The sequence below is a fragment of the Mycobacterium sp. E1386 genome, from assembly GCF_001672745.1.
Classification (GTDB): Bacteria; Actinomycetota; Actinomycetes; order Mycobacteriales; family Mycobacteriaceae; genus Mycobacterium.
On record NZ_LZKH01000027.1, the window covers coordinates 1 to 20,622 of the forward strand.

At 66.6% G+C, this 20,622-nt stretch carries 21 protein-coding genes and 1 pseudogene; 5 read left to right on the forward strand and 17 right to left on the reverse strand.

Annotated features, from left to right (window positions below; all coding sequences use genetic code 11):
* Nucleotides 1–40: 40 nt before the first annotated feature.
* The 3 genes and pseudogenes from A5709_RS02935 to A5709_RS02945 form a co-directional block, all read left to right on the forward strand.
* A pseudogene (locus A5709_RS02935) lies at nt 41–883 on the forward strand (VOC family protein); the annotation flags it as partial.
* Nucleotides 880–1,818 carry a fumarylacetoacetate hydrolase family protein gene (locus tag A5709_RS02940; protein ID WP_068117857.1) on the forward strand — a complete coding sequence of 313 codons (939 nt, stop codon included), beginning with the start codon at nt 880–882 and terminating at the stop codon, nt 1,816–1,818. The pseudogene A5709_RS02935 and the gene A5709_RS02940, both read left to right, overlap by 4 nt.
* A complete protein-coding gene (locus A5709_RS02945; RefSeq protein WP_068117860.1) occupies nt 1,815–3,452 on the forward strand; it encodes a bifunctional 3-(3-hydroxy-phenyl)propionate/3-hydroxycinnamic acid hydroxylase in 1,638 nt (545 codons plus the stop codon). The genes A5709_RS02940 and A5709_RS02945 overlap by 4 nt, the downstream gene beginning before the upstream one ends.
* Here the strand turns inward: A5709_RS02945 and A5709_RS27160 are convergent.
* The 11 genes from A5709_RS27160 to A5709_RS03000 all read right to left on the reverse strand — a co-directional run bounded on the left by A5709_RS27160 (nt 3,344) and on the right by A5709_RS03000 (nt 13,435).
* Nucleotides 3,344–4,234 carry a universal stress protein gene (locus A5709_RS27160; protein ID WP_082973756.1) on the reverse strand — a complete coding sequence of 297 codons (891 nt, stop codon included), beginning with the start codon at nt 4,232–4,234 and terminating at the stop codon, nt 3,344–3,346. The genes A5709_RS02945 and A5709_RS27160 overlap by 109 nt on opposite strands.
* A gap of 136 nt (nt 4,235–4,370) precedes the next feature.
* Nucleotides 4,371–5,285 carry a formate/nitrite transporter family protein gene (locus A5709_RS02955; protein ID WP_068117867.1) on the reverse strand — a complete coding sequence of 305 codons (915 nt, stop codon included), beginning with the start codon at nt 5,283–5,285 and terminating at the stop codon, nt 4,371–4,373.
* Nucleotides 5,282–5,551 (reverse strand): hypothetical protein, encoded by a 270-nt coding sequence (locus A5709_RS02960; RefSeq protein ID WP_068117871.1) that lies wholly within the window; start codon nt 5,549–5,551, stop codon nt 5,282–5,284. Before A5709_RS02960 ends, A5709_RS02955 begins: the two co-directional genes overlap by 4 nt.
* A complete protein-coding gene (locus tag A5709_RS02965) occupies nt 5,548–6,168 on the reverse strand; it encodes an RNA polymerase sigma factor (protein ID WP_068117874.1) in 621 nt (206 codons plus the stop codon). Before A5709_RS02965 ends, A5709_RS02960 begins: the two co-directional genes overlap by 4 nt.
* Nucleotides 6,169–6,178: 10 nt before the next feature.
* A complete protein-coding gene (locus A5709_RS02970; protein ID WP_068117877.1) occupies nt 6,179–7,246 on the reverse strand; it encodes an acyl-CoA dehydrogenase family protein in 1,068 nt (355 codons plus the stop codon).
* Entirely contained in the window at nt 7,243–7,719 is a 477-nt protein-coding gene (gene cynS, locus A5709_RS02975) for a cyanase (RefSeq protein ID WP_067948900.1), read from the reverse strand. Before cynS ends, A5709_RS02970 begins: the two co-directional genes overlap by 4 nt.
* Nucleotides 7,720–7,741: 22 nt before the next feature.
* Complete coding sequence (locus A5709_RS02980; protein WP_068011990.1) at nt 7,742–8,266, reverse strand: OsmC family protein; 525 nt, start codon at nt 8,264–8,266, stop codon at nt 7,742–7,744.
* Nucleotides 8,267–8,429: 163 nt separating this feature from the next.
* Nucleotides 8,430–9,716 (reverse strand): iron uptake transporter deferrochelatase/peroxidase subunit, encoded by a 1,287-nt coding sequence (efeB, locus tag A5709_RS02985; protein ID WP_068117879.1) that lies wholly within the window; start codon nt 9,714–9,716, stop codon nt 8,430–8,432.
* Nucleotides 9,717–9,720: 4 nt separating this feature from the next.
* A complete protein-coding gene (gene efeO, locus A5709_RS02990) occupies nt 9,721–10,896 on the reverse strand; it encodes an iron uptake system protein EfeO (RefSeq protein ID WP_197520063.1) in 1,176 nt (391 codons plus the stop codon).
* Nucleotides 10,897–10,933: 37 nt separating this feature from the next.
* Nucleotides 10,934–12,541: an iron uptake transporter permease EfeU gene (gene efeU, locus A5709_RS02995; protein ID WP_068117882.1), complete on the reverse strand. Its 1,608-nt coding sequence runs from the start codon at nt 12,539–12,541 to the stop codon at nt 10,934–10,936.
* A gap of 60 nt (nt 12,542–12,601) precedes the next feature.
* On the reverse strand, nt 12,602–13,435 hold the full coding sequence (locus A5709_RS03000) for a DUF3097 domain-containing protein (RefSeq protein ID WP_068011988.1): 834 nt from the start codon (nt 13,433–13,435) through the stop codon (nt 12,602–12,604).
* Nucleotides 13,436–13,653: 218 nt separating this feature from the next.
* Here A5709_RS03000 and A5709_RS03005 point away from each other — a divergent pair, with 218 nt between their 5' ends.
* Nucleotides 13,654–13,941: a DUF3349 domain-containing protein gene (locus A5709_RS03005; protein WP_067948890.1), complete on the forward strand. Its 288-nt coding sequence runs from the start codon at nt 13,654–13,656 to the stop codon at nt 13,939–13,941.
* 22 nt (nt 13,942–13,963) lie between these two features.
* Here A5709_RS03005 and A5709_RS03010 read toward each other — a convergent pair whose 3' ends face one another.
* Genes A5709_RS03010 through A5709_RS03035 form a run of 6 tightly spaced genes read right to left on the reverse strand, consistent with a single transcriptional unit; the run spans nt 13,964 to nt 20,099 of the window.
* The gene (locus A5709_RS03010) at nt 13,964–14,941 is read right to left on the reverse strand and encodes a patatin-like phospholipase family protein (protein WP_068117885.1); all 978 of its coding nucleotides are present in this window, start codon (nt 14,939–14,941) and stop codon (nt 13,964–13,966) included.
* A gap of 12 nt (nt 14,942–14,953) precedes the next feature.
* Nucleotides 14,954–16,024: an ABC transporter ATP-binding protein gene (locus tag A5709_RS03015; protein ID WP_068011985.1), complete on the reverse strand. Its 1,071-nt coding sequence runs from the start codon at nt 16,022–16,024 to the stop codon at nt 14,954–14,956.
* A gap of 3 nt (nt 16,025–16,027) precedes the next feature.
* Entirely contained in the window at nt 16,028–16,870 is an 843-nt protein-coding gene (locus A5709_RS03020) for a carbohydrate ABC transporter permease (RefSeq protein ID WP_067948884.1), read from the reverse strand.
* Nucleotides 16,857–17,798: a carbohydrate ABC transporter permease gene (locus A5709_RS03025; protein WP_067948882.1), complete on the reverse strand. Its 942-nt coding sequence runs from the start codon at nt 17,796–17,798 to the stop codon at nt 16,857–16,859. Before A5709_RS03025 ends, A5709_RS03020 begins: the two co-directional genes overlap by 14 nt.
* Nucleotides 17,795–19,117, reverse strand: coding sequence for a sugar ABC transporter substrate-binding protein (locus A5709_RS03030; protein WP_067948880.1), 1,323 nt, complete (start codon nt 19,115–19,117; stop codon nt 17,795–17,797). Before A5709_RS03030 ends, A5709_RS03025 begins: the two co-directional genes overlap by 4 nt.
* Entirely contained in the window at nt 19,107–20,099 is a 993-nt protein-coding gene (locus A5709_RS03035) for a sigma-70 family RNA polymerase sigma factor (RefSeq protein WP_068117888.1), read from the reverse strand. Before A5709_RS03035 ends, A5709_RS03030 begins: the two co-directional genes overlap by 11 nt.
* A 168-nt stretch (nt 20,100–20,267) precedes the next feature.
* On the opposite strand from A5709_RS03035, the gene A5709_RS03040 reads away from it, so the two are divergent.
* The gene (locus A5709_RS03040) at nt 20,268–20,618 is read left to right on the forward strand and encodes a DoxX family protein (RefSeq protein ID WP_068011982.1); all 351 of its coding nucleotides are present in this window, start codon (nt 20,268–20,270) and stop codon (nt 20,616–20,618) included.
* Nucleotides 20,619–20,622: the final 4 nt, after the last annotated feature.

Consider the following 20,622-nt stretch of genomic DNA (forward strand, 5'->3'; position numbering starts at 1 on the left):
GCCCTCCCGCCCACGTTCCGCGTAAGTGCAGTTCGTCCGGGCCCCCGACCAGGGCGACGTGCTCCGGTTGGCGGACTCCGTAGGCGCATCGGTGCGGCCGCTGCCGGAAACCATCGGCGGGGTATCGGTCGACTTGATCGACCCCAGTGGCATGCCGGTCCGCGTCGTCGCCGGATTGCATCAACTCCCGGAACTACCGGGCCAACGACCCCCCGCCTTCAATTTCGGAAACGACATGCGGCGCGTCAACACCGGCCAGCGTCCGCCCCGAGAGCCCGCGCGGGTGCAACGCCTGGGCCACCTGGTGGTGCAGTCGACCAAGTATCTCGAAACGCTGAACTGGTATCTGGACAACCTGGGCATGATCGTGAGCGATTTCCTGTACTTCCCCGGCCAACGCGACCGAGGCCCGACCATGAGTTTCATCCGGTGCGACCGTGGCTCGGCACCGGCCGACCATCACACCCTGGCCATGGCCCTGGGTCCGGCCAACCGCTACGTCCACTCGGCGTATCAGGTAAGCGACCTCGACGCGCTGGCCGCCGGCGGCGAATACCTTGGCGCGCGGGGTTACTCGCGGTCCTGGGGAATCGGCAGGCACATTCAGGGCAGCCAGATCTTCGACTACTGGCGGGATCCCGATGGTTATCTGTTCGAGCACTTCACCGATGGCGACGTGTTCGACAACACGCTGGACCCGGGCTGGGCGCCCTTCACCGCATCCGGGCTGGCCCAGTGGGGCCCACCGGCTACCAAGGACTTCCTCGGAACCGATGCGAAATCTGCTCGGCGAGAATTGGTTTCGTTTATCACAGCGCTCCGCGCGGACAACGAATTCGATGTCAGCCGCCTGGTTGGCCTACTGAAAGTTCCCACCTCATGACCCTTCCCGTCCTGCACACCGCCGACTCCTGGTGGCTTAAGACCGTCAACGGCGCGGTCAAAATCGACACCGCGGCCACCAGCACCGCAGCGCTGCTGGCCGACCGGGCCGCCATCGAAAGAGCGGCCAACCACACCGAGACCGTCGCCGTCGACACCCTCAGCTTGATCTCACCGGTGACCCGGCCGTGCCGAGTCATCGCCCAAATGACCAACTTCGAGTCGCATGTCAGGGACGCGGGCATGGATCCGGCCTCGGTCCCGCTCACGTTCTTCCGCAAGGCATCCGCGTCCATCAACGGGCCGTTCGATGACATCGTCAAACCGCAGCACGTCAGGCTGCTCGACTACGAGGTGGAGGTCGGCCTGGTCATCGGCCGCGCGATTGCGATCGGCACCACCATCACCGACGACAACCTGGGCGATTTCATCGCCGGGCTGGTCGTCACGAACGACGTCTCCGCGCGTGACATCCAACTTCCGCAAACCCAGTTCTACGAGGCCAAGTCGTATCCGACGTTCACACCGGTCGGCCCAGAGCTGGTGCTACTGAACGCCAATGAACTCAAGCGCTTCGGCGATCTGCGCCTGCGCCTGAGTGTCAATGGCCAGGAACGGCAAAACGCCCTCGTCGAGGGCGACATGTTGTATCGGCCACTGGAGGCGTTGCAGTCACTCACCCAGTTCCAGGAACTCGCCCCCGGGGACCTGGTGCTCACCGGTACCCCGGCCGGCACCGCGCTGAGTGCACCACCGAAGCCCGTGCAGCTCATCGGAAACCTGTTGCCGCCCGCCCTGAAATGGAAGATGTTCTTCTCGCGCCAGGCCGCCAACCAGAATTACCTGCATGACGGCGACGTCGTCGAGGCGTCGGTGACCACCGACGACGGGGCCATCGATCTCGGAACACAGCGCACCACAGTCCGATTCGCGTGACCACCCCGTCCACCCGCCGGCTCCCCGTCGTCATCGTCGGCGCCGGACCGACCGGTGTCACCACCGCCACGTTGTTGGCGCGGTACGGCGTGGACTGCCTGGTGCTCGACCGCTGGCCGGGCGTGTACGCTCAGCCGCGCGCCGTGCACCTGGACGATGAGATCTATCGCATCATCGCCCGCCTCGGCATCGCCGAACAATTCGCGGCGATATCGCGGCCGACGCTGGGCCTGCGGCTGGTAGACAACCGGTTTCGCACGCTGGCCGAGTTCAACCGCGATCCCGAACGCAGTGTGCACGGCTACCCACAGGCCAACATGTTCGACCAGCCGGAGTTGGAGGCCCTGCTGCGGGCCAATCTCGAACGCCACCCCAACGCCCAGCTGCGGGGGAACGCCGAAGTCACCGACATCGTGTCGGACGGAACACGCGTGCGGGTCACCTTCACCGACCGCTCCGATGGCCGCGTTCATCAGGTCGACGCCGACTACCTGCTGGGCTGCGACGGCGCCAACAGCATGGTGCGCAGCCGGATCGGCTCGGCCATGAGCGACTTGAACTTTCAACAGCGCTGGCTGGTGGTCGACATCGCCAGCGATGCGGATCTGCGCCAGTGGGATGGGGTCCACCAGGTGTGCGACCCGGGTCGCGCGGGGACCTACATGCGCATCGGGCCGTCCCGCTACCGGTGGGAATTCCAATTGCTGGCCGGCGAAACCGCCAACGACTTCGGCAGCCTGGACCGATTGCGGCCCCTGATCGAGCCATGGACGAGCACCGTACCCGTCGGCGAACTGACGCTGTTGCGGGTCGCCGAGTACACCTTTCGCGCGCAGATCGCCGACCGCTGGCGTCGAGGCAACGTCTTCATCCTCGGCGACGCGGCACACCTAACTCCCCCGTTCATCGGCCAGGGTATGGGAGCGGGACTGCGAGACGCGGCCAACCTCGCGTGGAAGATCGCCGGAGTCCACCACGGCGCCCTGGCGCCGAGTGTTCTGGAAACCTATGAGCGGGAACGCAAACCGCATACCCGATCCATGATTCGCCTGGCGCTGAGCGTCGGCTGGGCCATGACCGGCGGCGGCCGCCCGGGTGACGCGGCGCGCCGGGCGGTGTTGCCACGGCTGCGGCTCATCCCCGGCCTGCGGGAGAAGGTCGTCGATTCGAGAACGCCTGCGCTGCGGCGTTCCGCGTTGATACGCCGACCCCTCCGACGGCACCGGCTCGCCGGCACGCTCTGCCCGAATCCGGCGCTACGCGACGGTCAACGCCTGGACGACGTGCTCGGTGCCGGTTTCGCGTTGATCAGCACCGCCCGCCCCGGTGCGGCCGACGAGGCGGCGCTGCGGCAGCGCGACGTCGCCGTGCTGGTCACCGAAGCCGGCAGCCCGCTGGAGGCATGGCTAGAACGAGGCCGTGCCACCGCCGCACTGGTTCGCCCCGACCGCACGGTGGCGCACGCCGGACGCGACGTTGCCGCCCTCTGTGCCTGGACGGCAACAATCCTTTGCTCCGCCGCAGTTCAGGCGGAAGCCCCCGGGCGCGCGACGATCACCGGCGTCCGCACCGAATGCAGGACCGCGTTGCTGACCGATCCCAACAGCACGCCGGTCAGACCGCCGCGACCGTGACTACCCACGACCAGGAGCTGGGCGGTTTCGGACTTGTCGGCGAGCTGCCGGGCCGGCTCGTCACGTACGACCAATCGCTGCACCGTCACATCGGGGTAGCGTTCCTGCCAACCCGCTAGGTTCTCGGCCAAATTGCGGTGCGCCTCCGCTTCCAGCGACGACCAATCCGCTTCCGGGAGTTCGCTTATCGTGATGTCGCTCCATGCGTGCACGGCCGTCAGCTCGACACCGCGACGGGAGGCTTCGTCGAAGGCGATTTCGATCGCGAGCTCGGAAGCCGGCGAGCCGTCGACTCCCACGACGACGGGAGCGTTGCGCATGTCCGGCATCTCGTCACCATGGATGACCGCGACCGGGCAATGGGCATGCCGCACCACGGTCGCGCTGACCGAACCGAGCACGCTCCGGGCCAGCAATCCTCGTCCCGCCGTGCCCACAACGATCATGTCTGCCTCGCCGGACATGTTGATCAGGGCCAGTGCCGGGCTGGAATACACGAGTTCCCGCTGGATGGTGACCTGTCGGTTCGCCGGCAGCGCCTCTTCGGCGAGCTTGATCGCGTGCATGATGGCCTTCTTGCCCTCGTCTTCCAGCCGCACCGCTAGAGACTCGGGGTATGGGACCGGCGGCCAGGTGGCGGTCGGGGTCGTCACCGCGTGGACGACGGTCAGCGGAATTTTGCGCATCGCCGCTTCGTGGGCGGCCCAAATCGCAGCGGCGTTGGATGCCTGCGAGCCGTCCACCGCGACGACGACGCCGCGCAGTTGATCAGGTCCGGACATTTCGTTCTCCCTCCATCACCAGCGACGCTATAAACCCGAGGGGTCGTCGGTCGTGAGGCTTAAGTCCCTAACCAACGGGACGGAGGGCTTCCGCGGCACTCGTTAAGACCGCCGTAACGCCACGGCCACTCGCCGGCTAGGCGCGATGCCGTTGCAGCCGCGCGACGACCCAGAACGGTAACGCCACGAACAGCGTGCCGCCGATCAAATTACCCACGGTGGTGATGCCGAGGTTGGTGAGCAGGCCGTGTTGGCCGAATGCCCAACCGATCCCGCAGCGGGGCGCGGCCGGGTGAAACAAGTTGAGCAACAGGGGAAGACCGAGGAAGCCGACGTTGGCGATCACGTGCTGCGTGCCGCCGATGACGAATGCGAACGGTCCGTAGAACGCGAACGTCATGCGGGCGACGTCGCTGCGGGCCTTGAAGAACATGCACATCGACGTCTGCAGAAACCAGGTGCACACCACGGCGAGCAGCAGGGCGGTCCAGAACGGCTGGCCGGCCTTCTGCGCGCCGACGGCAGCCGCCCGCTCGGCGAAGGCGCCAAGGTATGGGCCTCCCGCGGCCCCGCACACCGTGACGAACACCAGCGCGCCCAAGACGTTGCCGATCAGGCCGACGGTAACCAGCAGCGCGTAGCCGCCGACGCTCATGGTGCGGTTGAGGACGGCTAGGAATCCCGCGGCCATGTCGGCGGTGATCAGCGACATGCCGGACACCAGGATGAGGACGAACGACATGCCGAATGCCAGGCCCATCAACAGGCTTGCGATGCCTGGGGTCCTGACTCCGGTGCTCACCATCAACGCCAGCAGCGCGCCGAACGCGACCATCACACCGCCGACCAGCGAGCGCATCAGAAACGCCCACGGGTGCGTTGCCTTTTCCACGGCCATGGCGGCCACCCGGTCCACCATGGCACCGACGCTGAGCGGCTCGAACGGGTCGTCGGCGACGGTGTTAGGCGTGACGCCGGCGGGGAAGTCGGCGAATGCGGGCGCCGCCGGCGCCGCGCCTCCCAATTGTGGCGCTTGCGCGTTGATCGTCATCGGTGTTCGCCTTTCCGTAAAGCGTTGATCGCGTTGATGACCCCGGTGACGTGCTCCTCGCTGAGCCTCTCCCCATCGAAGACGTGGTTGAGCAGAATCTTGAGGTCGAGCATCTGTTGCAGGTAGACCAGGCACGGGGGGCACTCGTCGAGGTGCTTGGCGACGATCGGTCCCCACCGCCGTGGATCGGAGTCGACGAGTTCGTCGACGAGGCGGACGAAGTCGACGCAGTCGATGGCGGGGACCGCGTTGTCGTGGATGGTCATCGGCGATACCGCTTTTCCAATTCGTTGCGAAGATTTCCCCGGGCGCGGTAGAGCAGCGCGCGCTGCCCCTCGGCGGTCAGTTCGAGGATTTCGGCCGCCTCTTCGGCCGTCGTACCGACGATGTCGCGCAGGATGACCAGCTGCCGTTGCCGCTCGGGCAGCGCGTCCAACGCCGCACGGACATACCCGATGAGCTCGTTCTCGACGGTGTGGTCCTCCGGCAGGAAGCGCTGCGACGGCGGGATACTCCAGTGCCCCGCATCGGGATGGCCGGCCGGATGCATGCGGCTCACCAGCGGGTCGAAGTCATCCGCGGACAGCACCTCGTGGTCGCGGATGCGGGATTCGCGGCGCCGGTGCCGCGACGCGGTGTTCTTCACGATCCCGAACAGCCAGGTGCCGACCGAGGAACGTCCCTCGAACGAATCCGCTGACTGCAGGACCTGGACCCACGCCTCTTGCACGGCCTCTTCGGCCACCGTCGCCGAATCCACCATGGTGCGGGCGAAATTGACCATCGGCCGATGAAAGTCGCGCACCAGATTCGCCAGCGGAATACCGCCGACCACGCGTTGCGATTCGGTGCCGCCCGGCGGCACCGCCACCGGGGTCACCATCGTCTCGAACTCAAGCGCATGCGGCCAATTCCCAGCGGAGCTGCCCTTCGGACGGCGATTGGACCGGGATGAACGCCGCCTCGCGGTAGCGACGGCTGGCCGATGTCCTGCTCGCGTAACCCTTGCCGCCAGCGGTGCGGATTTCGAGATCCGCACCGGCGCTGGACAGTTCGGCCGCGGCGAGCCGCAGCGACAACAGCTCCCTCTTGGTGGGCGACTCGTCACCGCCCACCGCCGTCGCAAGTTCCGCCAGCGTCGCTTCCGCACTGGCGAGCTTTTCCGCCACGTGCTCGACTTGAGCGCTGAACACCGAGTTCACCCCGCTGAGACCGGTTTTGGCCTGACTCACGGTAGTCGCGGTAAGTCCCAGGCACATCGCCGACTGCAAGACGAGGAACGTCGGGCGGACCGCCTGCAGGAAGTCGTCGAAGTCACGCGACAACACCTGCTCCGCGGAGACGTAGGCGCCCGTCAGGTTCAGGTACGACGAGGCGGTGCTACCCATTGCCAGCAGGTCGAAGTGATCGCCCAGCACAACGCCCGGGGTGTTCAGCGGCAAGGCCACGATCAGCCGCTCCCCCGCGTCGGTACGCACCGCGGTCACCATGGTCGAGTCGGGGTAGAGGTTGCTGGCCCACCTGATCGGTCCGGACACCTGGTAGCCCCCCTCGACCGGTGTGGCCGTCAACTCCAGGCTTCCGCAGCCTGCCGCCTCCTTGAATGCCGAGGCCATGCCGGTCACCCCCAGCGTGGTCCCGGCATAAAGCGACTGGGCCGCCGCCGTACCGTAAGGCGTTGCCGCCGTGAGCAAATACTCCACAGCCATGCGATGGGCCCACAACGAGAACCCGGTGCTCATGCATTCTCCGGAGATCAACCGGATCGCTTCTGCAATCTCGGGGAGCCTGCCGTCGGCGTTGGCGGGTGCACCGAGCCCGAGCAGACCGGCGGCACCCAGTGCGGTGAAACTGCGACGCGATGGATGCTCGCCGCGGTCCAGCGCCCCGGCATGGGCCCGGATGTCTTCCAACAGTTCGATACTCAAACGGCTGGCAGCCGAATTCATCGTCGCCGTCATCGCGATACCTCCTGGGCCGAGTGTGTCCACGCGTAGTCGAGGAACTTGCCGTCGAAAGTGACGACCACCCTGTCGCCTTCGGGGTGCGGCCGCCGTTGCACGCTCATCTGAAAGTTGATCGCGCTCATGATGCCGTCACCGAATTCTTCATGGATGAGTTCCTTGATCGCCGGACCGTAGACAGCCAGCGCCTCATGGAACCGGTAGATCGTCGGATCCGTCGCCGTGGCCGCATCCGAACCCCGGTACGGCACCGTTTGCAGGACCGTTGCCGCCTCGTCGTCGAGGTCGAGAAGCGATGCGACCGTTGCCGCATCGCCGGCCGCGAGGGGATGCTGCCCGAGTAGCGCGGCGACGGTCCACACCGGGTCCTTGCCGATCGATTCGGCGATCTCCGCCCAGCTCAATCCCCGCTTGACGCGGGCCAACCTGATCAGCTCGCCAAGATCGGTCTTGGTCAATGTTGTTGCCACCGAATGCTTCCCGTCCCGATGCCTATTCGGTGGACAGAGTCGAGTCGACGCTCACCGGGTTGCGGAACGTGTTCACCACGGGCGACCAGGCGATCGCGTTGTCGTGGATCTCCCTCAGAGTCGCGTCGTCGGCGTCTCCGGCCAGCGTCACCTTGCACCGGACCGCGCTGAAGCCCAGCCGTTTTCCCTCGGGCGTGTCACCCACTCCCCACACCGCGGAGATGTCGATGTCGCCCTCCATCTCGACCTCGATCTTGGTAAGTGTCACCCCGCGGTGGGTCGCGTTGGCCAGCAAGCCCACCGACACGCACGAACCGAGCGCCGCCAGCGCGGTCTCGGAGGGGTTGGGCGCGGAGTCGTCGCCGAGCAGCGCGGGCGGCTCGCCCACCAGCATCGGCGCCAGATCGCGCACGTAGGTCATGTTGCGGAACCCGGCCTCGCACACCGTCTTGGCTTTCAGAGTCTTCCTGCCGGTTTCCGGGTTGGCCCGGGCGTTACACGACAGCTTGTCGAGGCCTTCGGCGTCGATGACGAGCGCGTCGGTCATATGACTTCCTCCGTTTTCGCTGATTTTGCGGCTTCACGGAGTTAGTGCTCTGCGACGGCCGCTGCGTGACGGCGGGCTTGATTGATTTACGCCGGCGACACGAAACATCACACAGCCGAAACGCGGCACGGTCCAACGCCGGACGGCGCTCGGGGAGATTTGCTTAGCTGAAAAGGCTTTGCCCGATGTAGTGGCCTTCGGCGGGCGCGGGCGGCACCGCGAAGATTGCTGAACCGATGTGGCGGATGTATTCGTTGAGCAGGTCGTGTGCGCCCAACCGATTCTGCAGGCGAATAAAATCTTGCGGATCTTTTTGGTACGAGATGAACAGCAGGCCGGCGTTGAGTTGGCCGTTGGCGTCGAGACCGTCGGTGTAGTTGTAGGAGCGGCGCCGGATCATGATGCCGTCATTGTTCTCCCGGGCGGCCAGGCCGACGTGAGACATCGGGTCGATCAGCGGGTTGCCGTCGGGGCCCTTGGCGGTGAAGTCGGGGGTATCGAATTCGCCCTTGCCGCTCAGCGGTGCACCCTCCTCCTTGGTGCGGCCGAAGATCCGCTGCTGATTCCCGATGCGGTCGACGTCCCATGTCTCGAGCAGCATCCGGACCTTGCGCACGACTTGATAGGTCCCGCCATTCATCCACGGCTGGTCGCTGTCCTCGACCCAGACGAACCGGTCGTACTCCGCATCCGTGGCGATGTTGCGCGTCCCGTCCTTGAAGCCCAGGAGGTTTCGCGGCGTGTGCTGGCCGGGGCCGGCCGATGCGCGTCCGAATCCCAGCACCGCCCAGGACGGCGAGACGATGTTGCGGCCCAGGCGGGCCAGGTTTCGCACGGCGTGGTAGCAGACCTGGGGGTCGTCGGCGCAGGCTTGCACTGACAGATCACCCCCGCGCAGGCGGGGGTCCAGGTTGTCCCCGTTGAGCGGCGGCAGATCGATGAACAGGGCGGGGCGCCGTGGGGCCAGCCCGAAGCGATCGCCGAACAGCGACGGTCCCAACCCTACGGTGACGGTGAGACTAGCCGGGCTCAGTCCATAGGCCTCCCCGGTATCAACGGGCGGCTGCACCTCGACCTGGGGCTGCACGGTGCCGACGGGCTTTCCCTGCTGCAAAATCGCGGCCGCCGCGGACCAACGCGCCAGCAGGGTCTGCAGCTCGGTGCGACCTGCGCCGGCGGCCAGCGAGAAGGACATGAACATGGCGTAACGCTGTGGCGGCGTGGCGATTCCGCCTTGATGCAGCTCGCCGTAGAACGGATAGCTACGCCGCAGGTCGACGTTGTCGTTGTCGTCGTCGCCGTTGCGTTCGGCCGCCAGCGCGTAACCCGCGAAGCCTCCACCGGTGGCGCCGACGGCGGTGCCGGTTAGCCCGGCCAGCATGGCACCGCCAAGCATCCGGCGGCGTGAAACCGCTGCGGCTTCGTCGAGTTCGGTCGTGTCGTCGGTCACCGGGTCAGCCCGCCGAGACGACTTTTTGGGCGACCGTCGACAGGCTCTGGTGCAGCGGCTGGATGACCGCGGTGAGTTTTGACGCGTCGCTGGCCTTCAGCGCAGTGGTGTAAGTCCGGAAGCCGCCGAGAGCGGACGGGTCACGGTATCCGTCCAAAGTGGCCAGCACCGTGTGGAATTGCTGATCGATCTGGTTCACCAGATTTGCGTCGATCTTCTCCAGGCCCGGCCGCAGCGACGCGTACGCCTGCTGAGCGCCTTCCACGTTGCCCGAGAAGTCGACCAGATCGATGTGGCTGAAGGCCTCCTCTTCGCCGGTGATCTTGGTGTTCTGGATCTCTTCGATCAGGTCGCTGGCCCCGTTGGCCAAGTCCTCGGGCTTGTACTGCAGGTTGGCGACGATGCCGGTCAATTTGCCGACGTTGCCGACCAATTCGCTGCTGACAGCCTTGGTCGCGGGGGTGATCCCGCCACCCTGCCACAAGTCGCGCTCGATGGCGTGGAAGCCCTTCCAGCCGACCTTGGCGTCGACCGGCGTGGACTCGCGCATATCGATGAGGTAGTCCAGGTTGCCTGCATTGTCGCCGACCGCGAAGCCCGGCAACACGAAGCCCTCCACGGTGGACTCCGAACGCTCCCAGAACAGACGGGCTTTGGCGTAAGCGCTCTTCGCGGCGTCGACGTTGCCCGACTGCACGGCGGCGTCGAGTGCCTTCACGGCATCGTTGAGTTGACCGATCTGGCTGACGATGTATCCCGCATAGTCCTTGGTGCCCTGGCTGAGGATGCCGGCCACGGTGCCCGTCGGCGCCGCCGGCGCTTTGCCCGTGACCGTGAGGGTTTGGTATTCGGTGCTCGCGCCCGGACAGTAGAGCTGATAAGCGCCGCCGTCCAGGGTGACGGTGAACGAGACCGGGTCCAGGCCGGGCGCGAGGTTTTCCTTCTCGCCGACGATCCGCTGGTCCCTGAGCAATTCGACTTCGCTGATTCCGGGCGCATTCGTGTTGGCCACCGTGAAAGTCACCGGCCCGGCGGGCACGCTGGTGTTGTCCAGGGCGCAGCCGTCTTTGCCCGCGTTGTTGGCCATAGTGACCTTCACCGCGTTCGGGGCGCCGGGCCTTCCCGCTTCGGCGTGGCCCGAGTTGCCATCCGAGTGACCGCATGCGGTCGTGGAGAACACCGCAACCGCAGCCAAAGCCGTTGCGAACGACCATATCTCAAAGGACGCGTACCTTCGGGCGGTTCGATTCGGTGTCAACCGTCTTCCTTTCCTGTTCGGTCGGCGCGCCGCGCCGCGCGGCGGCTACGGCGCCAATAAGGCAGGCCAGAGCAAAACCACCCAGTGTCAGCGGAAGCCATACCTTCCACAGCTGCGCTTCCGCACGGTTGAGATGACTTGCCGCGATTTGCGCGGCGGCCGACCGGTCTTCGGTACCGGACGTGGACCAGTCCGTGGCCAGCCCGCCAAGACTGACGGTCTTGGCCCCGGTCAGACCACCGCCGGTCAGAACCGCCGTGCGGTTGCTCGTTGCCTGCGCATTCAGCACGGAATCGCCTTGCGCGAGGACGGTATACACGGTGGTTGTTGACCATTGGCCCTGGAACGGCCCCGGAGTGCGCCCAACCGCGAGACCGACCGGCAGCCGGCCCCCGGTCATGCGCAGCAACTGATCCAGGGTGACTTCCGAGCCGCCGTCGGCCCCGGCAGCCTCGGAAGCTTGCCATACCTGCACCGGCAGGCCGTCCACGATTTTGTCCTCCGCCGGGACGAGCCGGATGTTGCGGACGGTCGAGGCGCCCTGCGGGCCGACGGCCAGCTCGCGTCCGTGCGGCCCGTTCACCATCGACACCGTGGCGGTATGGCCGGAGCGGTCGGTGACCGTGCGGGTCCGTGCATCGCCGGACGAGCCACCGGCCGGCGCCAGCGCCACCAATCCGGCGGCGCTGAGGAGCAGCAGCATCGAGGCGGCCGCCAACAGGCGCCCCCGGGCGTGCGGGGCGGCGGCAAGGTGAGCGGGCCACAGGAAGATGACCAGCACGGGTACGGCGTAGAGCAGCCAGCCCACCACCTCGATGAGTCGGGGGTCGGCAGGTATTCCGAACATCCCGGCGATCACCGCGCCGAGCACCGAATTGCTGGGCAGCCAGACGGACAGGTCGAGCACCCGCTGCTGGCCGATGCTCACCCAGCCGGCCTCGTGGGCGGTGCGCAGCGCCCCCAGCACCAGCCCGGCCGCGATCAACACCAAGAACACCCCGGTGACCCGGAAGAACCGGGCGATGTTGAGTTTCAATCCGCCGAAGTACAGCGCGACACCCATCGCGATCGCGGCCGCGATCCCCAGCGCCCCACCCAGCACGGCGAACCAGCGGCTACCATGCGACGTCTGGGCGGCCGCCAACAAGAACACCGATGTCTCGAAGCCCTCCTTGAGTACGGCGAGGAAGGCCATCGCGGCCAGGGCGAGCGCACCGCCACGGTTGATCGCCTGTCGGGCATCGCGCTCGAGCTCGCCCTTGACCTGCGCGGCGTTGCCGTTCATCCAGATGATCATCGAGGTCACGAACACCACGGCGATGACATTGATGACGGTTTCCATCATCTCCTGCTGCGTCTGCGGCAGGCTCGTCGCGAACAGATTCAGGCCCACCCCGACCGCGACGCTGATCAGCACCGCCGAGGCGACGCCGGCAAACATCGCCCGAATCGGCTGGCCGTTTCGTTTCAGGAAGGCGCCGACGATGCTCACGATGAGCGCCGCCTCGAGGCCTTCGCGGAGGCCGATGAGGAAGGTGCCGATTAGTACGCCGAATACGCCCTGCATACGCCCGATTTCTGTCCCGCGGGTCGGGATCCGCGCTTAGCCTAGCCTAAGGCCGCTGCGTCACGAGGCCGGCTGCGTCACGAAGTCGATGAGTTCTTCGACCCGGCTGATCAGCGCCGGTTCGAGGTCATTCCAGTCGCGCACCCGGGACCGAATGTGCCGCCAGGCCCTGGCGATGTCCGCCTGGCCGGCGTGGGGCAGGCCGAGCGCCCGGCATGCGCCGTGCTTCCATTCGATGTGCCGGGGCACATCCGGCCACGCCGCCAGGCCGAGGCGCTGGGGTTTCACGGCCTGCCAGATGTCGACATAGGGATGGCCGACCACCAGCGTGTCGCTGCCGCCCGGCCCTCGCCGCACCGCGTCGGCGATCCTGGCCTCCTTCGAACCTGTGACCAGGTGATCGACGAGCACACCAAGCCGGCGCCCCGGACCGGGTGCGAACTCCGCCACGATCTCCACCAGGTCGTCCACGCCGCCGAGGTGCTCGACGACGACGCCCTCGATCCGCAGGTCCTCGCCCCACACCTGCGCGATGAGTTCGGCGTCGTGTCGCCCCTCGACGTAGATCCGGCTGGCGCGGGCGACCCGGGCCCGGGCCCCCGGCACGGCAACCGAACCGGACGCCGTCCTGGTGGCGGCTGCGGGCGCCGAACGACGCGGCGCGGTGAGGATCACCGGACGGCCGTCGAGCAAATAGCCAGGGCCCAAGGGGAAGCCGCGCACGTGCCCGCGCCGGTCTTCCAGGTCGACCCGCCCGTACTCGACCCTTACCACCGCACCGACGTAGCCGGTCTGCACGTCCTCGACCACGAGGCCCAGTTCGGCTGGATGCTCGGTCGAGCGGGGCTTGCGCCGGCCCGCGGCAAGGACGTCGGTTCCATAGCGATCAACCACGCGGCAATCCTAGAAAGCCTTGCGGCCAAACGTCGTTACGGCGCGCCCGCGCGGGAAGGATCGTGGCCAAGATCGCTCCGCCCGGGCGCACAACACCACCGGGTAAAAAATGCGTTTTAACTGTGTGGCGTTACACAGCTGATGGCGTTGCCGATGGTACGTTGCTAGTCGTAAGAACTGCCGTTCTTTTGCACCGCGGCGGTGAGCGAGGTGGGAATATGGACCTGGCCCTTTGGGTGTCGAGCATCGTGGCTTTCGTGCGGGCCGGCTACCCCGCCGGCATGCCGACGACCGGATATGCGCCGCTGGCGGCCCTGGCCCGCCGGCGGCTTTGCGACGACGAGATAACCGCCATTGCAAGCAAACTCATGAGGCGCCAATTCTGGCCGATCAGCCCCGTTGATATCGGTGTGGAAATCACCCGTGTCACCAACCAGTTGCCGTTGCCGGCTGACGTCGAGCGGGTGGGACATCGCCTCGATGAGATCCGCTGCGCACGCGGATAAGCCTCGAAGCGGGATCTGACTCTTACTCAGCTTCTTTCGCGGGTCCGCCGCACGCCGCCAGGTAGTCCGGGTAATTCCAGGTGCGCAGGAACTGTTGGCCTGCCTGCAATCCTCGTTGATACAGGCCGTCGCGTTGCTCGGGGGTGATGTTGAAGTCGATCGGACTGACCCCTTCGGCCGGGACGAAGATGGTGCGCCGGACGGTGCACGGATCGTCGATGTAGGCGTTGTCCTGATTGCTCACCAGCGTCTCTATCGCCGCGATTCCCAACGAAACTGGTCCGTGCACCGGATGGGTGGGCGGGATGCCGGGACGCGCGGAAAGCCGGATTCCGAATGTCGGCCATCGCGGCTCAGCATCGGGCCGGTCGAACAGCTCCACCGGAAAATCGGAGAGCAAGCCGCCGTCGACCCAGGTGGCGCCGTTGACCCGGACCGGTTCGAATACATACGGAATCGCCGACGAGGCGTGCACGGCGCGGGCGACCGAGAAGTCGTCGGGGTCGATGCCATAGGAAGCGAGGTCCCACGGGATGCGCACAAGCCGGCGCCGGGACAGGTCACTGGCCGTCACCACGAGCGACCACGCGAACTGGTCCGGCTCCTCGCCCGTGCGCAGGTCACCGAACGTCCGCACACCCAAGTCGCCGAGCAGACCGGCGAGCAGTCGTTCCAGGTAGGCCCCGCGATACACACCGTCCGACACCAACAGCGACAGCGCCCCACCGATCAGCGGCACACGCCCGATCAGGTTGCGATCCAGGAACTTCCGGTAGTCGATGGATCGCATGACTTCCGCGAGCCGGCTCAGCGGTTCGCCCGCGACCTGCAGCGCCGCGACCAGCGACGCAACGACCGCGCCCGCGCTGCTACCCGCGACGCGGGGAAACCGGTAACCGGCGCCGGACAGCGCGTCGACCGCACCGACCAGCCCGATCCCCCGCACGCCTCCGCCCTCACACACCAGATCGGCGCGGAAGGTGGTCACTGCCACCGCCATTGACCTACCCCCTCAACAGATTCGTTGGCCGTCGACACCGAAGAAGTGCAGGTGCCCCGGTTCCGGGTGCAGGCGCACCCGGCTGCCTTTTTCCGGGGGCCGGCGCCCATCGGCGCGCGCGACGACAGGCTGGTCAATGACCTTGCCGGAGCCGGTGATTCGGCCGTAGACGTAGGCGTCCGCCCCGAGCTCCTCGACCACGTCGACCTCCATCTCGACACCGAGGCTGCCCAGTTCGAAGTGTTCCGGCCGGACACCCACGACGACCTCGCTTGCGGCATCGGTCAGCTCTGGGGGTAGCGGGATATGCCAATCCCCCAGCGACACAGCGGAATCGATGATCGGCAGGGTGAACAGGTTCATGGCCGGCGACCCGATGAAACCCGCGACGAAGACGTTGACCGGGTTGCGGTACAGCTCGCGCGGCGCGGCGAACTGCTGCAGCACTCCGTCGCGCAGGACGGCGACGCGGTCACCCATGGTCATCGCCTCGACCTGGTCGTGGGTGACGTAGACGGTGGTGGTGCCGAGCCGCCGTTGCAGTGCCGCGATCTGGTTGCGGGTTTGCACGCGCAGTTTGGCATCAAGATTCGACAGCGGCTCGTCCATCAGGAAGACCTGCGGCCGGCGGACGATCGCGCGTCCCATCGCCACCCGCTGGCGTTGCCCGCCGGAGAGGTCCTTGGGCTTGCGGTCCAGATAGGGTTGCAGGTCAAGCAGTTTCGCCGCGTCCAGGACGCGGTCCCGAATTTCGGACTTCGGCGTCTTAGCGATCTTCAGGGCGAAGCCCATGTTCTGCGCGACCGTCATGTGCGGATAGAGCGCATAGTTCTGGAAGACCATCGCGACGTCGCGGTCCTTGGGATCGACGGTGGTGACGTCACGGTCGCCGATCCGGATGCGTCCGGAGTCCAGCGTTTCCAGCCCCGCCACCATCCGCAGCGAGGTGGTCTTGCCGCATCCTGAGGGACCGACCAGGACGACGAACTCGCCGTCGCCCACGTCCAGGTCCAGGCTGTCCAGGGCCGGGCGGTCGGCCCCGGCGTAGCACCGCGTCGCTTGCTCGAAAGTCACTGAGGCCATGGCTTATCCGTTCAGCCCCGAGACGGCGATTCCCCTGACGAAGGACCGTTGCGCAATCGCGTAGATGATGACCAACGGCAGCATGATCAGCATCGAAGCCGCCATGATGATCGGCCAGCGCGCGACATATTCGCCCCGCAGCCGCACCAGGCCGAGCGTCAGCGTGGCCAGGCTGTTGCGCTGAAGCATCAGCAGCGGCCACAGGAAGTCGTTCCACACGTTGACCCAGGTGAGCACGGCTAACACCATCACCGCGGGGCGGGCGTGGGGCAACAGAATTCGCCAGTAGATCTGCCACGGCGAACAACCGTCGAGTATCGCCGCCTCCTCGAGGTCGGTCGGAAGCGTCCGGAAGAACTGCCGCATCAAATAGGTGCCGAATGCGCTGCCGAACAAGCCCGGCACGATCATCGACCAGGGTGTGTCGACCCAGCCGACGGTCCGCATCAAGATGAACTGCGGGATCACGGTCACCGTCAGCGGCACCATCAACGTGCCGAGGTATAACACGAACAACGTGTCACGACCGCGAAATTGCAGCCGGGCGAACGCGTATCCGGCCAGCGAGCAGAAGAACACCTGTCCGGCGGTCACGCACCCGGCATACAGCACGGTGTTGAAGAACATCCGCGCGAACGGCATCAACGAGAAGATTTCGGTGTAATTGGACCACCGCGGGTGCGCCGGTAGCAGCCTCGGCTCGCTGATCTCGCCGCCGCGCTTCAATGAGCCGGACACGGCCCAGGCGATCGGAAACAGCCAGCACCATGCGATGGCGAGCAGCGCGGTGTAGACCACCAGGGTCCGAATGACATTGCGGGTGAACAACCGCTCAGCTGAGGCCACGAGAAGTCTCCCAAGAGCGTTGCCGAGTGATCCGCAGCTGCACCACGGTCAGCACCAGCAGGATGGCGAACATCACCCACGCCAGCGCGGACGCGTACCCGAATTCCAGGAAGGAGAACGCGTGCTGGAAGAGCATGATGCCCAGGACATACGTAGCGGTTTCGGGGCCGCCGTTCGCGCCGTTGAGGACGTAAACCAGGTCAAAAGCCTGGAACGCGTGGATGATCGATATGACGCCCACAAACGATATCGAGCCACGGATCAGCGGCACCGTGATGGACACGAACTGCCGTACCTCGCCGGCCCCGTCGATTCGGGCCGCCTCGTAGACGGTCTCGGGAACGCCTTGCATCGCCGCGAGCAGGATGACGGTGGCGAACGGCACGCTGCGCCACACGCTGACGACGCACAGCGAAGCCATCGCCCAGCGGGGTTCGACCAGCCACGGGACCGGGCCGATCCCGACCCAGCCCAGCATGATGTTGAGCAACCCGTTGTCGGTGTTGAAGACGAACTGCCAGACGACCGCCATGACGACCGACGAGATGGCAAGCGGCATAAAGACGATGGTGCGGAAAACGCCGATGCCCCTGACCTTTCGGTTCAGCACGCCGGCCACGACCAGGCTGACGACGATAGTCGGCACGACCGTTCCGAGGGTGAAGACAACGGTGTTGCGAATGGCGATGAGGAAGAGCGGGTCCGAGGTGAACAGCTCTTGGAAGTTCTTCAGGCCCACGAACTTAGGCGGCCGGAAGACGTCCCACCGCTGAAAGCTCATGTAGAGCGAGAATCCCAGCGGAAAGAGCATGAACACCGCGACCGCGGCCAGATTCGGCGCCACGAAAAGGCGGCCGGCGCGCGCCCGCCGTCGCCACGGACCGGCGCCCTTCGCGAGTGTGCGTGTGGTGGCATCGACCGATGTCATGGGGTGCGTAACACCTCGTCGATGGCGGGCGACAGACTGGCCAGCGATGTCGCGGGCCGTGATCCACGCAGCACGGGCCCGAAGCTACGGTCCATCAAGGCGACGATCTTCTCCCAGGACGGGGTGACGGGCAGCCCCTCTGAGTACGCGGGTCCTTGCGTGAGGACGGCGAGGTTGCCGACGTGCTGGTGAGCCTTGGCGAAGCCGGCCGAGTCGAGCGCGGATTGCAGCACCGGCACAAAGAGACTGGATTCACCGATCAACGCCTGCCCGACGGGCCCGGTCGCGAATTTCACGAATTCCCATGCCTGCTCCTTGCGTTGACTGCTCGCGGAGATGGCCAATCCGGTGGAACCGATGTCGGAGTGGGCGGGCTGACCCTGCCGGCGTGGCCCCACCGGCAACGAGGTGACATCGAAGTCCAGGCCCTCCGCCCGGATGAAGGTCTGGTAGCGCCAGTGGCCGCCCATCGCCATGGCCGCCCTGCCCGCCGCGAACAGGTCGGGCGTGGACATCGATTGCACCTCGGACGCATTGGGCGCGACCTTGTGCTTGTTGGCCAGGTCGGCATAGAACTGCACCGCCTCGATGAAGGCGTCGTTGTCGAAGTTGAAGTGGGTCGGGTTTTTCAGCGGGGTGGACCACGGCACCCCATTGTTCATGGCGAACAGCCCGGCCGAATAGTAGGAGAACCACATGTTCACGAAGCCCCACTGGGTCACCCGCCCGGAGCGATCCCGCTTGGTGAGTGCGGTGGCGGTGTTCAAGAAGTCGGTGAAACTCCACGGGTTCTGCCACGTCTTGGGCGGGGACGGCACCCCGGCCTCGGCGAAGAGCCGCTTGTTGTAGAACAGGTAGTTTCCGGACCATTGCTCCGGGAGTGCGTACTGGCCTCCGTTGAACGTGAAGGCGTCGTAGAGCGCCCCGATGCCGTCCGACTTCAGCTCAGCGGCGAAGGCCTGGTCCCGGGACAGCATGGTGTTGAGGTCGAGCAGCACGCCACGGGCGGCCAACTCGGCGTAGGTAAGGTCCCACGCCATCAACACGTCCGGGCATCTACCGCCGGCGCAGAACGTCGACAGCTGCTGCATCACACCCGGAGCCGAAAGCACCGGGCGGACCTTGATATCGGGATGGCGGCGCGCAAACTCGTCGACGATGCGGATCCTGGCATCGCGTTCGTCGGGGTTGGCCGCAAAGAAGAACGTCAACGCGTCTTCTTCGGGAGCGCAGCCGGCGGCCCACGGCGCCAGGGACGCCGCGGTGAGCGCGCCGGCCCCGCGCAGCAGCCCGCGCCGCCCGAACGGCTTATCGAGCATGTTGCTCCCGTTCTCGCCCCGTTGCCGGCCGGCCGACCGGCGGTTTCTCCTGTCCTTGGTACCCGAAGCGGCTGTGGTGTTGCTGGCGCGGCCAACTCGGAAGGGCCAGCACGGCTCGGCGAACGCGGCCGGCGTCCCCGATGATGTCGATCGCGCGGATGCGGTCGTCGGTGCCGACGGTGATCATCAGCAGTGCCTCAGCGCGCCCGCGTGGCGCGATCGCGATCCCCGGAGCCCCGTCGATGAGCACGACCACACCGGCGCGTGCCCGGAGAGCGAATCGACGGGTTTCCTCCGCGACCTGCCTGGCGCCGCGCAGCTCGGTCGGCACGTCGTCGGGGACCAGTGCCCGATCGACCCTGCGCACCACATCCGGGGCCAGCAGCGCGAGCAGGCCGGCGATATCACCGCCGCGGGAAGCCGCGAGGAACGCCTCGACGACCTCGAGGTGCTTCGCGATGCGCTCGGGCTCGGCGCCCGGGTGGGCCACCCGCGCACGCGCGCGGCTTGCCAGCTTCTTCGCGGCTTCCGGCGACCGGTCCAGCAGACCGGCGATTCTCTCGAACGGCACGGCGAACACGTCATGCAGGACGAACGCGACCCGCTGCGCCGGTGAGAGCCGGTCGAGGACCACGAGCAGCGCGTTGCTCACCGACTCCGTCAGGAGCGCTTCCTCGTCGGCTGACGCCGACGCGGTCGCGGCGATCCGGTCCAGTTCGTCGGGGGTGGCTAGCGGCTGTTCCGCACGTCGCTTGCGCGCCCGGAGCTGGTCGACGGCCTCGCGGGCGGTGATCGTGGTGAACCAGCCGGTGAGGTTGTCGACCGCGGCGAAATCCGCACGGCTGGCCTTCAGCCACGCCGACTGAACCGCGTCGTCGGCATCGGCCGCCGATCCCAGCAGCTGCAACGCCACCGACCTCAGGTGTCGCCGGTCCGCGTCGAAACGCTGGGCAAGATCCGACAGATTTTTCGGGGCGCTCATGGGTCACCTTTTCCGCACAGGAGTCGTCAAGAAGATGACCGCGTCCATCGAGCTCTCTGTTGCAAAGGAGGCCAGCACCATGACCTTATCGATTGTGCGCCGTAGTGCGTGCGGTGACCATCCGGCTCGCCGCCGCAAAAACGGCTGTCCGGCAAGGGTTTGCCGCAGATGAACACCGCATACGTTGCGGTCACGCTGGTTACCGCCGCCAGCACCGCCGGGATCGCCGTGGCCGATCTCATCCCGGCGGGTTTCGTCCTGGCGAATTCCGCCGAAGTCGGGGTGCCGCGTTCGTGGTTGCCCGCGCTGGGGGCGGTCAAGCTGGCCGGCGCGGCCGGGCTCATTGTGGGCCTGGTGGGCCTCCCCGTGTTGGGGATCGCCGCCGCCACCGGCCTGGTGCTGTTCTTCGTCGGCGCAGTCGTGACCCACCTGCGGGCCCGCGTCCTGTACAACATCGCGTTTCCCGGCGCGTACCTGTGCATGTCGGTGGCATCGCTGGCGTTGATGGTGCTGCGTTGACCCG